Source organism: Roseburia sp. AF25-13LB (genome assembly GCF_003478915.1).
GTDB lineage: Bacteria > Bacillota > Clostridia > Lachnospirales > Lachnospiraceae > Roseburia_C > Roseburia_C amylophila.
In genome coordinates, this window is sequence record NZ_QUFO01000014.1 from 25,721 (window position 1) to 39,041 (window position 13,321).

General features: G+C 43.6%; 14 protein-coding genes and 3 pseudogenes. 7 read left to right on the forward strand and 10 right to left on the reverse strand.

The features are described 5' to 3' along the window. Positions 1-3: 3 nt before the first annotated feature. From DWY37_RS14650 to DWY37_RS14665, 4 genes and pseudogenes are all read left to right on the forward strand, one after another. Positions 4-858, forward strand: a complete 855-nt coding sequence (locus tag DWY37_RS14650; RefSeq protein ID WP_000743700.1) for a ParB/RepB/Spo0J family partition protein — start codon at positions 4-6, stop codon at positions 856-858. 45 nt (positions 859-903) lie between these two features. Beyond that, positions 904-1,134 carry a YdbC family protein gene (locus tag DWY37_RS14655; RefSeq protein WP_001206986.1) on the forward strand — a complete coding sequence of 77 codons (231 nt, stop codon included), beginning with the start codon at positions 904-906 and terminating at the stop codon, positions 1,132-1,134. Positions 1,135-1,205: 71 nt separating this feature from the next. Next, entirely contained in the window at positions 1,206-1,397 is a 192-nt protein-coding gene (locus DWY37_RS14660; protein ID WP_001820669.1) for a hypothetical protein, read from the forward strand. 54 nt (positions 1,398-1,451) lie between these two features. Further along, a pseudogene (locus DWY37_RS14665) lies at positions 1,452-1,643 on the forward strand (recombinase family protein); the annotation flags it as partial. Between the two features lie 7 nt (positions 1,644-1,650). Here the strand turns inward: DWY37_RS14665 and DWY37_RS14670 are convergent. The 6 genes from DWY37_RS14670 to DWY37_RS14700 all read right to left on the reverse strand — a co-directional run bounded on the left by DWY37_RS14670 (position 1,651) and on the right by DWY37_RS14700 (position 6,356). Continuing rightward, positions 1,651-3,324: a recombinase family protein gene (locus DWY37_RS14670; RefSeq protein WP_002604471.1), complete on the reverse strand. Its 1,674-nt coding sequence runs from the start codon at positions 3,322-3,324 to the stop codon at positions 1,651-1,653. Positions 3,325-3,401: 77 nt separating this feature from the next. Next, complete coding sequence (locus tag DWY37_RS14675) at positions 3,402-3,575, reverse strand: transposon-encoded TnpW family protein (protein ID WP_002604472.1); 174 nt, start codon at positions 3,573-3,575, stop codon at positions 3,402-3,404. A 459-nt stretch (positions 3,576-4,034) separates the two neighbouring features. Then, positions 4,035-4,277 (reverse strand): helix-turn-helix domain-containing protein, encoded by a 243-nt coding sequence (locus tag DWY37_RS14685; protein WP_002604473.1) that lies wholly within the window; start codon positions 4,275-4,277, stop codon positions 4,035-4,037. Further along, positions 4,261-4,698, reverse strand: a complete 438-nt coding sequence (locus tag DWY37_RS14690) for a sigma-70 family RNA polymerase sigma factor (protein ID WP_002604474.1) — start codon at positions 4,696-4,698, stop codon at positions 4,261-4,263. Before DWY37_RS14690 ends, DWY37_RS14685 begins: the two co-directional genes overlap by 17 nt. Before the next feature lie 469 nt (positions 4,699-5,167). Beyond that, entirely contained in the window at positions 5,168-6,154 is a 987-nt protein-coding gene (gene rlmN / locus DWY37_RS14695; RefSeq protein ID WP_006774449.1) for a 23S rRNA (adenine(2503)-C(2))-methyltransferase RlmN, read from the reverse strand. A gap of 16 nt (positions 6,155-6,170) precedes the next feature. Next, on the reverse strand, positions 6,171-6,356 hold the full coding sequence (locus DWY37_RS14700) for a cysteine-rich KTR domain-containing protein (protein ID WP_003431289.1): 186 nt from the start codon (positions 6,354-6,356) through the stop codon (positions 6,171-6,173). Positions 6,357-6,754: 398 nt separating this feature from the next. On the opposite strand from DWY37_RS14700, the gene DWY37_RS14705 reads away from it, so the two are divergent. The 3 genes and pseudogenes from DWY37_RS14705 to DWY37_RS14715 all read left to right on the forward strand — a co-directional run. Beyond that, on the forward strand, positions 6,755-7,111 hold the full coding sequence (locus tag DWY37_RS14705) for a helix-turn-helix transcriptional regulator (protein ID WP_044942672.1): 357 nt from the start codon (positions 6,755-6,757) through the stop codon (positions 7,109-7,111). Positions 7,112-7,310: 199 nt separating this feature from the next. Beyond that, entirely contained in the window at positions 7,311-7,640 is a 330-nt protein-coding gene (locus tag DWY37_RS14710; RefSeq protein ID WP_002584958.1) for a plasmid mobilization protein, read from the forward strand. Next, positions 7,601-8,793 (forward strand): annotated as a pseudogene (locus DWY37_RS14715) (relaxase/mobilization nuclease domain-containing protein); the annotation flags it as partial. The gene DWY37_RS14710 and the pseudogene DWY37_RS14715, both read left to right, overlap by 40 nt. Here DWY37_RS14715 and DWY37_RS14720 read toward each other — a convergent pair. From DWY37_RS14720 to DWY37_RS14735, 4 genes and pseudogenes are all read right to left on the reverse strand, one after another. After that, a pseudogene (locus DWY37_RS14720) lies at positions 8,792-9,529 on the reverse strand (VirB4-like conjugal transfer ATPase, CD1110 family); the annotation flags it as partial. The pseudogenes DWY37_RS14715 and DWY37_RS14720 overlap by 2 nt on opposite strands. Positions 9,530-9,589: 60 nt before the next feature. Next, complete coding sequence (locus tag DWY37_RS14725; RefSeq protein WP_117500819.1) at positions 9,590-9,985, reverse strand: plasmid mobilization protein; 396 nt, start codon at positions 9,983-9,985, stop codon at positions 9,590-9,592. Between the two features lie 340 nt (positions 9,986-10,325). Next, positions 10,326-10,745, reverse strand: a complete 420-nt coding sequence (locus DWY37_RS14730) for a winged helix-turn-helix domain-containing protein (protein WP_173821045.1) — start codon at positions 10,743-10,745, stop codon at positions 10,326-10,328. A 206-nt stretch (positions 10,746-10,951) separates the two neighbouring features. Then, the gene (locus DWY37_RS14735) at positions 10,952-13,114 is read right to left on the reverse strand and encodes a HelD family protein (protein ID WP_118544572.1); all 2,163 of its coding nucleotides are present in this window, start codon (positions 13,112-13,114) and stop codon (positions 10,952-10,954) included. Positions 13,115-13,321 lie beyond the last annotated feature (207 nt).

The following is a 13,321-nucleotide window of genomic DNA, read 5'->3' on the forward strand; positions in this document are numbered from 1 at the left end:
TGAATGAAGAAACAGGATTTTAAGGTGTTAAAGACCAAAGACTTGTACCCGTTCCCCGACAATCCGTTTCATGTGGCAGAAGATGAAACACTGTCAGAGTTAGCGGAAAGCATCAAGGAATTTGGCATTGTCACGCCGATAATCACACGCCCGAAAGAGGACGGGGACGGTTATGAAGTGATTGCAGGACAGCGGCGTGTCCGTGCTTCTGAACTTGCAGGGATAAATACCGTGCCTGCGTTTGTCCTGCCCTTAGACCGTGACCGAGCCATCATCACCCTTGTAGACAGCAATTTGCAGCGTGAGAATATCCTGCCATCGGAGCGGGCGTTTGCTTACAAGATGAAATCCGAAGCCATGAAGCGGCAGGGTTTCCGCACAGACTTAACCTCGTCACAAGTTGTGACGAAGTTGCGGACGGACGACAAGGTGGCACAGGGCTTCGGCGTGGGCAGGATGACCGTGCAGCGTTTTATCCGCCTGACGGAACTGATACCGCCGATTTTGCAGATGGTGGACGAGGGGAAAATCGCCCTCACGCCTGCGGTGGAACTGTCCTTCTTGAAGAAAGACGAGCAGGAAAACCTCTTTGCCACGATGGAGAGCGAAGAAGCAACGCCCTCACTCTCACAGGCACAGCGGATGAAACAGTTAAGCCAGAGCGGGCGGCTTGACATGGATACGATATTTGCGATTATGACGGAGGAAAAGGGCAACCAGAAAGAAACCTTGAAAATCAACACAAGCAAGCTGAAAAAATACTTTCCGAAGAACACAACGCCGAAGCAGATGGAGGAAACCATCATCAAACTTTTGGAGCGTGAGTTGCAGAGGAAACGCAACCGTGACAGCCGCTAATCTTCTTTTTTCGGGAAGTAAATACAGAGAGTTGAGGTATGGAGAATGAGAGAAATCCAGTATGAAATCGTAAAGGAAATCGCAGTATTGTCTACGGGCGACAGTGGCTACACAAAGGAAATCAATCTCATTTCATGGAATGGGAAAGAGCCGAAGTATGACATCCGCAGCTTTTCCCCGAACCGTGAAAAGTGCGGCAAGGGAATCACGCTGAACGCTGATGAAGCGGCGGCACTCCTTAAAGCATTACAGAAAGAATTAAACAGCGAGGATTAATGGTATCTGATTGGCAGGGCGGGGACATTTCCAAACTCTTCCCTGCCCTGTCTGGAAAGGAAGATTTAAGTATGGGCGAGGATAAGAAAGCAGATAAAAAGAGAAAGCGTATCGTGCCAAAAGCACCAGTGCAGATGATAATCAGCCGTGAATATGTCGGCACACAGACCGTTACAGAAGCGTTTGTCCCGATTATCTCCGAGGATATTCGGAAGAAGATTGCCGAGGGCGACACCTTCGACAATGAGGGGCTGTCCGCTTAGAATGTACGCAATGGGACATGAAAACAGATAGGACAGATACGGAGGTTTTACAGTATGGCAGGAATCAAAGAAGAAAAGAAAATCTATTTAGTCGGCATTTATTGCCGCTTATCTAAAGACGATGGTACGGATAACGAGAGTGCGAGCATTGCGACACAGAAATCCATCCTCACGGATTATGTGAAAAAGCAGGGATGGCACATAGCAAAAACGTATGTGGACGATGGTTATTCTGGTACAAATTTTGCTGGGGTTAGATAGCGATACTTTTTACATCTACCATGTTGCGGCGGTCATGGTTGACAACTTGCGTCGGCTCCTGCTCGGTATCAACCTGTCCGACAAAGCTATAATGGATTTCGATTTTCCGGGTGTTGGTTTCCCGGTCTAATTCATGTATCAAAATACGGTCGATAAACTCATGGACGTTTTCATAGGTCAATTCCTGTATGTCGCTGTATTTCCCGACAATCTGAATAAACCTTGATATATCCCTTTTTCGCTCGGTAACGGTTGCGATCTGCTGTTGTAACTCGTCTATCCTTGCGGCAAGGGATTTCTTTTCGTCCTCATAGCCGGAAGTTAGAAACACAAACCGTTCATCTGTCAGTCTGCCTAATGCGTTGTCCTCATACAGCTTGCGGAAAAGCGTGTCAAGTTCGGTCATACGCGCCTGTGCTTTGAAAAGTTCCTTTTGCTGCTGCGCTAATGCCTTTCTCGCTTCCATGTCGCCGTACTCGGTAGCTTTACAGATAAAGTCCTGTTCGTGTTCCTTAACATACCGCAAAACCCGCCGCATATCTTCCAGCACTAAATCAAGAAGTACGTTTTTGCGGATATAATGAGAGGTACACTCGCTGCCTGTCCTTGCCCTGTTGCGCCATGCGCCGCAAGAATAGGAAAACTTGCGCGGCTCGATATTTACGCCCTGTTGGTAATACATCTTATGTCTGCAACCAGCGCAAAACAGCAAGCCGGAAAAAATATCAATCTCCGCTGCTTTTGTCGGGCGGTGGCGGGTAGCAATCCGCTTTTGCGCAAGTTCAAAGGTTTCCTCGTCAACAAGCGGCTCATGGGTGTTTGGGAAGAAATAGCGTTGTTCTTCTTCGTTCTTCCGGGTCTTTTTCGACTTGTAGGATACCTTGTGAGTTTTCGCGGTTATGGTATGCCCTAAATATTCCTGCCTTGCTAATATGTCATAGAGCGTTTTGTCCGGCCAAGTATAGGGGGCGATCATTGCCCGCTGATACCGCGCCTGTCCTGTACGCTGATAGCGCAACGCTCCAATCGTCAAGACTTTGTTTTCCGCAAGCCATTTTTGGATTTCGCACATACGCACGCCGCTAACAAACATAGCGAAAACCTGTTTGACAATCGGCGCGGTTTCCGGGTCGGGTATAAGGTGGTGGCGGTTGTTCGGGTCTGGGATATAGCCGTATGGATATTCCCCGTTGACGCGCTCGCCTTTTTGCGCCTGTGCCTGTTTAACTGCGCGGATTTTCTTGCTTGTGTCGCGGGCGTAAAACTCGTTAAACCAGTTCCGCAAGGGGGTAAACTCGTTATCCTCCCGCGCTGTGTCAACTCCGTCGTTGATCGCGATATAGCGTACTCCGTTTTCGGGAAATACAATCTCTATGAGTTCGCCCGTTTTCAGATAGTTTCTGCCAAGACGGGAAAGGTCTTTGGTAATGACCGTCGCCACTCGTCCGGCTTCCACTTCCTGCAACATCGCTTGCAGCCCCTCGCGCTCAAAACTCACGCCGGAAAATCCGTCGTCCACAAAAAACTTTGTGTTCAAAAAATGGTGTTCGTCCGCATAGCGTTGAAGTATCATTTTTTGGTGCTGTATGCTTCCGCTTTCTCCGGCTTGCATATCCTCTTGACTTAAACGGCAGTAAAGGGCGGTGATTTTATTCGACTGTAACATTAGTCCTCCTTTCCGACAGCCGAATAAACAGGTATAATGTGTTGCTATCATTATACCATATCCCGCCGCCTAATGCACTACTCGGACGCTAAAAATCCCGGATTTCCGGGCTTTTTCTGCAAATCCTTTACAATGAGTTTCTCAATCTTTTTATGGATTGTATCGGTTGCCTTTTCACTCGGCAACGCTTGAACAAGATAGGTGATTTTCCCTATTTTGCGTTCGGTTGTAATTGTCTGTTTTTTATCCATTAGAAAAACCTCCTTTTCCTGTATGGATAAACTATATTCGTCAAAAGGCAAAAACGGGCGGTTGTTAGCTGCAACCTCACGGGAGTTTCACCCCGGCCCATGCTTATGGGTGCGCCGCGCAATACTTTGAGGGTGTTCAACGCGGGAGTATCATTGTGCCGCCTTGTATGTCGTCGCCCACAAGCTGCTAAACCTGTTTTACGGCGCGGTAGTTCTCGCTCGGCTTTTCCCCTATGGGGAAAAGCTGTCATGGCGTACCCGCCGACTGGCTCGGTACAGACGGAATGTACCCGTTTGCCTGTTATGCTGCGCACCAAAGGCCGCTTTCTTTGTCAAAGAACAATAAGGCTTTGTCGGCCTGCAAAAGCACATCAACAGCGGATATGCTTTTGCGGAACGACAAATAGCCCATAACGGGAAGCGTGGAAAGGGGACACGCTCCCCGCATGGGCTAAAAGATTATCCTACATGAAAAGCAAGGGTGCGGGTAATAAGGCGCACTTGCAGCCTGTTACGCATTTCCTCGTCCACATAGGAATAGGTATTGCCCGCGTCGTCTTTCAGCGTGCGGGTACAAAGTTTCGCTATGTAACCCTCGTAGTGCTTCAAGATCGCGCACATGGCGGTTGTGTCGCCGTTTGCCGCTGCGGAAATGACAGGGAACGGCAACAGATTTTCAGACTTCCTAACGGTATTCATCATCTGCTTTTCCCTCCAAATACTGTTTGATTTTCGCAAGCGCGGATTTCCTGTGCCGGAAAACCGTCGTGCGTACAACATTCAGCAGTTCGCCAATTTCCGCGTCGCTCATATCCAAGAAGTAGGACAAAAGGATAATGTCGCGTTTCCTTTCGGGCAAAGCGTTAAGGGCTTCGGCAAGCAGTTCATTTTTGACGAGTACATCAAAGCCGGACACTTGAAAACGGAAATAATCGCTTTCGTATTCGTCCGTTGTGAAAAGCTGCGCGAGTTCGCTTTCGCTCAAATCCGAAAAAGTAACTTCGCGTGCTGCGCGTTTCGCAAGAGTGCGGCGGTGGCTTTTCGCTTCGCCGACCAAAGTTTTCTTTGCTAATGCGTCGTACTGATGTTGTATTCTTTCCTTGTCGGAAGAAGATAGCTCCATAGAGTTCACCTCCTTCCCGCGTGGAGTAGAGGACGGGAGTTAAGGGCTTGTCCTCTCTGCCCCTTTCGCTCCGTACCCGTTCGGGAGATGGCTCTTGAGTGCGCTTTTCAGAAAAAAGTTGAAAAAAGCAAAATGCGCCCGTCCGCAAGACGCGGACGGGCGCAAAGGAAATGTAAGCAGTAGCTAAATGTATTGACAGTTCACATTCATAGCCGGAATATCCCGCTTGCGGAGCATAGCTTTTTTTGACCGCAAAGCATTAGGCGGGTTACAGTAAATAAAAATGGACACGGCGATACCTCCCCGATACCGCCGTATCCTTAAAAAAGGGCGACTTTAATACACTACCCGCAATCCATTCTATAATAGGGAACAGCGGCTTTTGCGCAATATTAAATAAAAAAGCCGATAACACATAGGTTTTTTGACCTAATGCGTTATCGGCTCTGCGTCTATGCGTCTGGCACTTTTAATCATTTTTTTTGAATTTATTATATGTGTTAGCTAACTGTCCACAAGCCGCGTTAATCTCTCTGCCATGAGAAACTCTCATAGTAACTTCAAGTCCTGCTTGCTCTAATTGATGTTTGAATGCAACTATTTCCCGTTTCTGTGGTGCTTTAATTCTTGAATTGCTTGTTGGGTTGTATTGTAACACGTTAATCATAACTTTTTTGCCCCGAAACCATTTTGCAAGTTGTCTTACATCTGAGGGCCGGTCATTTATACCCGGTAAAAGCAAATACGCAAAGACAATTTTGCGATTATGCCTTTCAGAATAGGATAAGGCTTGCTTAACAACATCTTCAATAGCATATATGCGCATGTGAGGAATAATACGATTTCTTGCAGATTGTGTTGCTGCGTGTAAAGATATTGTCAACTGAATTTTAAGATGTTCCTCGCGCAATTTTTTTAATTGATCGACCGGACCAACTGTTGATATGGTAATGCCGTCGGTTGGAAAGTTGAGCCCATATCTATCTCGGAGAATATGGATTGCTTTTATCAAGTTGTCATAATTGAATAAAGGCTCTCCCATACCCATAAAAACGATACGGTTTACTTTTCGACGCAACAATATAATCTGTTGTACGATTTCTGACGATGTTAGATTACGAACAAAGCCATTTCGCCCGGACTCACAAAAAATACAACCAACAGGACAACCGACTTGTGTGCTCACGCAAACAGTTCCACCATCTCGCCGCTTGATAAAAACCGTTTCAATGTATTTGTTGTCTTTCAGTTCGTAAACATACTTTTCAGTATCACTGCTTTTGCAAATATTTTTTACCAACATTGATAGATTTTTTTTGCGTGGTAATTGCTTATATAATTCTTCATATAAGGCTTTTGCTTCATTCTCGCCAATAACTTCCGACATTTCTTTGTAAGTAAATCCGTATGGATCATTCCGTACTTCCGCAGGCGTATATTTAGGTAAACGTTTCATTTTTATATCCTTTCTTCTAAATAATAAAAGTTTGTTTTTCTGTATTTTTGATTACAATCTCTAATTTTTCTACATCAATGATATGCGTCAATTTGCATTTAGGGCAGAAAAGAGGAAAATCTTTTAATACAGTATTATGAAATACTTGAACTCTCGTCTTTCCGTTACAAATCGGACATTTTATCCAATATTTTTTAAGCATTATATTTCACTCGTCCTTTTTACACAAAAAAATGCAGGTCAATCCTCAACATGAGCATTGACCTGCATTTATAATGCACAGAGCAGTACAACAAAACTAAGGCATAGCTTGCACTATGTCAATACTATATCTATACGTCGTTAGTTTTTTGTATAGCATCCGCAAAATAAGCATGACAAAAAAGCCCATGTTGAAAATGGGAAAATCCTTTTTTTCAATGCTTATCTAATACGCATGCTATGCAACATAAACGCCGCCTCCTTTTACATAAATTTTATTTTATCAGAAAATCAGTCTACTGTCAATACACAACAGGAAGTATTTAACCTAATGATATGAATTGTGTGGACATATCCAAAAAGAAAGGTGAACTGTAAAATGTAACAGGGTGAATGAAAATGGCAAAAAGACCCGTACCATTGTACGACTTTAAGGCTTTCGGGGCAGCTATAAAAGCCGCGAGAAATGAATACGGCGAGAGCCGCAAAAAGGTAAGCGACGAGTTATATATTTCCCCGCGCTACCTTGCGAATATCGAGAACAAGGGACAACAGCCGAGTTTACAGGTATTCTATGACCTTGTAACCCGGTATCATATTTCGGTAGATCAATTTTTCTTCCCGAACAGCAATGCGGAGAAATCCACCGGGCGGCGGCAGCTTGACGCGCTGCTGGACGGTATGAGCGATAAAGGCATACGGATTGTAACCGCAACGGCAAGGGAGATAACAGAAGTCGAACAAGCAGAGGACTAACCTCACAATATGGGAAGCAGGAGATTGCAGCGCATAGGGGCTGCAATCTTTTTTTGCGCCAAATTAGAAAGAGAGTGCAACAAACGCTGCCTTTGAAACGGGATAAGGAGTAGATAGCAAGCACAGCAAACGAGTACCCGTTTGCGAAAAGTGCTTGTTGGGATAATCCCAAACCCTTATACCGAAAGGCGGTGCGGAAATGGAAAACCGAAAGAGAAATATACAGATGAAGTTTTACGTTACGGAAGAAGAAAAGCGGCTGATCGACGAGAAGATGAAGCAGCTTCCCATAAAGCAGTATGGGGCATACTTCCGTAAAATGGCGATAGACGGGTATATTCTTGTCGTTGACCGAAGCGACACAAAAGCATATATCCGGGAACTGCAAGCGGTGAGCCGGAACATCAACCAGATTGCAAAACGCGCCAATGCGACGGGGACGGTTTACAGGCAGGATATAGAGGACATTAAAAAGGCGGTGGACGAGATATGGCGGTTACAAAGACGCACCCTATTAAATCAACCTTAAAGGCTGCGATAGACTATATCTTAAATCCCGAAAAGACAGACGGGAAGCTGCCGGAGATCGCGGCACACATTTAGGGCGGCACTTGATACAATCCTTTGCGGTGGGAGAAACCACACCGGAAGAAGCGCACAAAATCGGCATGGAACTTGCCGGGGCGGTATTAGGCGGCAAGTATGAGTTTGTTTTGACAACTCACGTCGATAAAGACCATCTGCATAATCACTTGATTTTCAACGCGGTTAGCTTCGTTGACTACAAAAAGTACCATTCCAACAAGCAAAGCTATCACTTTATCCGGCGCACCAGCGACAGGATATGTAAAGAGCATGGGCTATCCGTCGTCGTACCGGGACAGGACAAGGGAAAAAGCTATGCAGAATACACCGCCGAAAAGCAAGGGACAAGCTACAAAGCAAAGCTGAAAACGGCGATAGATACTCTCATTCCCCAAGTGAAAGATTTTGACGAACTGCTGCGCCGCTTGCAGGAAATGGGGTATGAAATCAAACAGGGCAAATACATTTCCTTTCGCGCTGCCGGACAGGAACGGTTTACCCGCACAAAGACGCTCGGCGCGGCCTATACGGAAGAAGCGATAAAGGAGCGTATCAAGGGCGTGTATGTTGCCAAAACAAAAACGCTGCGGGAAGATAAGAAAATCCGGCTTGTCGTCGATCTTGAAAACAGTATCAAAGCCCAACAGTCGGCGGGCTATGAACGGTGGGCAAAAATCCATAATCTGAAACAGGCTGCTAAAAGCATGAACTTCCTAACCGAAAACAAGATTGAGTATTATAGCGAACTTGAAAGCAAGATAGCCGATATTATGACCGCCCATGACGCGGCGGCAAGGGCGGTTAAGGACGTAGAGCAGCGTATGTCTGATTTGTCGCTGCTTATCAAGCACACGACCACATACCGACAATTAAAACCGATTTACGAGGAATACAAGAAGTCGCGGGACAAGGAAAAGTATCTGCGGGGGCATGAAAGCGAAATTATCCTGTTTGAAGCTGCGGCAAGGGCATTAAAGGAAATGCAGATAAAGAAGCTGCCCGATCTCGCCGCGCTGCGCAAGGAGTATAGCAGCTTAAACGACAGAAAAAGCAAATTGTATGAGGATTACCGCCAAGCGAAAAAGCAAATGCAAGAACGAAAACGGCGGTGCTGCTGGTCGTCAAGCCGCGCTGGATATGGATAAGGTTTTCCCCCAACGGGATAGAGGACATAAGCCCCTGTTCCTGCCGGTAGTCAAGGCGGGTCAAAATGCAGTTGTATTTCTGCGCGATTGCCGCCGCTCCAAATACTTCGTTATCCAATTTCTGCTTGGTATCTGCAAGGTTTAAGACAAGCAGCGTAAGCAGAAACATTCTTTCGTTGCGGCTCTGCAAATCGCGGAGTAGGTTTTTTGCTTCCCCGCCGTAGGTGGCAAGGTCGGACGGAATAATATCCATGTCGTAGCCGCTGCGGATTGCTTTTTTCTGTTCCTCGATTTTCATACGGTCAAGGTCGGTAATCTTGCGCTTAATCGTCTTGATTGCTTCGTTGTGGTCGATACTCTGAATGTGCAGATTGACGATAATCCCGTTTTCCGCGTCCATGAAGTCGGCAAGCATACGGTCGGAGAGTTCCGGCGCGACGATCTGCAAAAAGGAAACTGCGCCAAACTTGCCGCCCATTTGAAACATTCGCCCGTCGCCAAATCGGAAAGAGGACGGCGCGATAAAGTCTTTGACAGAAAGACCGCTTGCGGGTAGCCATTCCCACGCAAAGTTAAAGCGTTCCCCGTCCGGGTGGAAAATCCCATGCAGCACTTCAAGACGCTGTTTCCCGTCCAATACCCGCGCCGCCGCGCCGATCACCTTAAAATGGTTGAGGGTGTGGGCTTCATGGTAAACTCGTCATGTTCAAAGGTTAGGTACTGCTCGGCAGCTCCATAGTCGGCATTTTTAGAGCTGATATGTTTGAATGTTGCCAACGGCTTCACCTACTTTCTGCAAGACTTCAAACTTCAAGGCGGCAAGCTCCGCTGTGGCGGCTCGTACCTCTTGGGAGAGGGCGTTATAGGGTGCGCCGTACTCGTTCAGACAGCGGGCAATCTGGTTTAAGTTGCCGCCGATTTTCCCGTATTCGGCTGTGAGTTTCCCAACGGCAGAGAGTAACTCATCATTGACCGGGGAAACAGTAATGACCGGGCGTATGCTTGACTTAATGAGGGCTTGTCGGATAAATTCGGCTTGGCTCATTTTGCAGAGGGTGACACGCTCGGAAAACTCGGCGTATTCTTCCTCGGTCAAGCGTGTCTTGATTACCCGGCTTCGGTGGGGCGTGTTGTATCTTTTCATGGCTGTGAACCTCCTTTCGTGGGTGGATTTTTTCAAGCGGCGCAAGCCGCAAAAGGCGGGCTTGGGGTGGCAACCCCAACAAGATTCCCATAGGACAAAATGAGCCGGTAGGCGAAATTTGGTACTGTGGTAGAATCTTGCTCTAAGAAAACGGCGAAACTCCCCCTTTACTCCTTACTACGCAGAGAAATGCAAATATGGCAAAGTTTTGAAAAACTTTTTGATAAAACTTTTCGACAAAGCTGGAAAATCAGCGCGGTTTTTGGCGCAAAAAAACAGGAAACCTTTTCTGATTTCCTGTCATGGTATGCCGCTGTAACGGGCGGCGGTTATTCTGTTGTCATTCCCCGGAAGCAAACTTGTAGCCCATACCTAAAACGGTTTTTATGTAAATGGGCTTGCGGCTGTCCGGCTCTATTTTTTTCCGCAGGTTGTAAATCACATTTGCAACGCTTGACTGGCAGCTTTCACTTTCCATGTTCCAAACGGCTTCAAATATTTGTGTCCGTGTGAGGACAATGCCGGGGTTGGAAGCAAGATATACAAGGGTACTGTATTCAAGGCGGGTAAGGCTTACTTCCTCCCCGTCTTGAAATACCCGGCGTTGGTTCTGCTTTATTTCCAGTCCCGGAAAAGATAACACGGAAGCGGTTGTGATCTGCATGGGTTCAATCTGTATATAATCAGATATTGCCGATATGATTTTGTCAATCGCTGTTTCCTCTTGTTCGTTAAGTGTCAGCAGTAGTAATTTCCCCATGTTCATTACCTCTTTTATCCGTTGAATTTAAACTATATTTTTCTGTCGTGTTTTTGACAGTAAGCAACAAATATATATGATAGAGAGCGTAATGTCAATTTAATGCCATTAAAAGAGAAAGATGGTCTGTCTAATTATTATCATTTTGTTCATATGCACTTACGCTGCGTTTGGCATTTAGGCAATTCAATATATTGTAAATTTATCTATATCAGCGGGCTAACCTCATTTTCACAAAATAAGCTAAGTTTGTGAAGCGCTCTTGTGCAGGCAACATATAAGAGGTTTTTATCATCTTCATCATGGTAGTTTTGGCTATCTGCATCACAAATTAAGACAGTATCAAATTCTAATCCCTTTGACATATATACTGGTAAGATAAACACGCCTTGTAAATCTGATACGCTCCCATTTTTAATTAATTGAATATCAAGTTTGTGTTTAATTTTATTAAATAGATAGGTTGAATTTTTTTCGGTTTTACAAATTAAGCATATCGACTGAAACCCTTTCTCTTGGCATAATTTTATTTCCTTAACAATTTCATCAATGAAGATTTCGGAATTATCAGCAATATATACTTTTGGGCTATCGCCATTCCGATTAAAACTTTTTATCTGTGAACTTTGTTCAATGAACTTTAAACTAAAATTTAAAATTTCATTCGTACAACGGAAACTTTTATCCAACATAATAAGAGAAGATTTTTTCTTGTTCAATATTTTTTGAATTTGTTCGTAGAAAGAAATATCTTCTTTTTTGGCAAGAGTCTGTTTCATATCTCCTAAAATAGTAAATTTGGCATTAGAAAAAAGCAAATTAAATATTTCATATTGGAGAGGGTAGTAGTCCTGTGCTTCATCAATGACTACCTGCTTAATATTTTTATATTTATTTGTTCCGTATATTTTTAAATACAAATAAGCGATTGCTATTGCGTCATCATAATACAAGCTGTCTGCTTCCAAATTTTCCTTAGTATATTTCCAAATATTTTTTATGTTTTGTGACGGATTGCTATTTTGCAGCAGGCTATAAAAATAGGCTTCATTGCTAAATAATATTTTATATAATTCAACAATGTCAATTTTTATAAATTTCTGTATTTCCTGCTTGATTAGATTTTTTTCTTCTTTATGCCCCCGCCCTTTTCCTGTTCCAAATATTTGTTCTAAAATATAATCTTCTAATTGTTCTAATTTTATGCCTAATGGTGTTTCTGGTCTTCCTAATATCTTGTCTTTTAGAATTTGCCCGCTTACAACGCATTTTCCCTCATAATAAACATCTTCAAATTCTATCCACTGGCGGGGTATATCAATGGGAAATTGGTCTAAAATTTCCCTAAAAAAACTTGACGTTTTAAATTCTATACTATTTCTTGAAATTTCCTTGTATTTTGAATTGACAATCAAGTTTTCTAAAAAATCATTTCTTGACTGAATTTTCCTGCCATTTAATAACTCACTAAGTATATCTTCAAACACGGAAGAAATAACATTATCTTCTCCCAATTCGGGCAATACATTTGAAATATATTGCTCAAATATAGAATTTGGGGAAATAATCATAATGTTATTTGCGGACAGCTTTGTTTGTAAACCTTGATACATAAGATAAGCAGCCCGGTGGAGAGCAATAGAGGTTTTTCCACTTCCCGCTACACCCTGTACCATTAGCAGGTCATTTTCCATATCTCTAATAACCACGTCCTGTTCATGCTGAATTGTTTCAACAATAGCTTTCATTTTAGCAGTAGTGTTTTGTGACAGTAATTGCCTTAAAAATTCATCAACAATCTGAACATCTGAATCAAAAAAATATTCCAGTATTCCGTTTTTTATTTCATATTGGCGTTTCAAATTGAGTTCACCTGTTACTCGTCCACATGGAGCGTCATAAAACGCTTCGCCTGTCATAAAACGATAGAAAACACTGGCAATCGGCGATCTCCAATCATAAACATACATCTCTTGATAGCTGTTTTTTCGTAGAGAAGAACGTCCAATGTATATTTTTTCAAATTCGTCCTCATCATCAAATTTAAAATCAATTCGGGCAAAATAGGGCGATTTTATCATCTTTTCTAACAGAAGTATTTTATGTTCTTCTTCTTCATAATCTATAATTTTGTCTGTAACAGGATTGATATATTGGCTTAATTCAACAAGTGCCTCGAAACCGTCTGATGTGTACAGTGATGTAATGCCGTGTTCTGTATTTTCACGCACATCTTTTTTGGCTTCGATAATTTCTGATTTCTTTTTGTCTGCCGCTTCTTTTGCCTGCTTTAATTGTTCCTCGGCTAAAGAGATTGTTTGTGCTAATCTTTTTTCTTCAAACGCTTTTTCTGTCTGATTATTCCCCATAATGATTATGACCTCCTTGAAAAATGAAAGAAAGTTTTACTGAAACATTGCTAGGCTAGTTTAGCATGTGTCAGCTTATATAAACAGTCTTGTATTTATAAAATTTGTATGGTATTATTATAGTGGGAAGAAGTATGTTAGATATTTGATTTCTGCAAGCATATCAATTCTAATACGGACGTGTAATTTAAGCAATAAACAAATTGG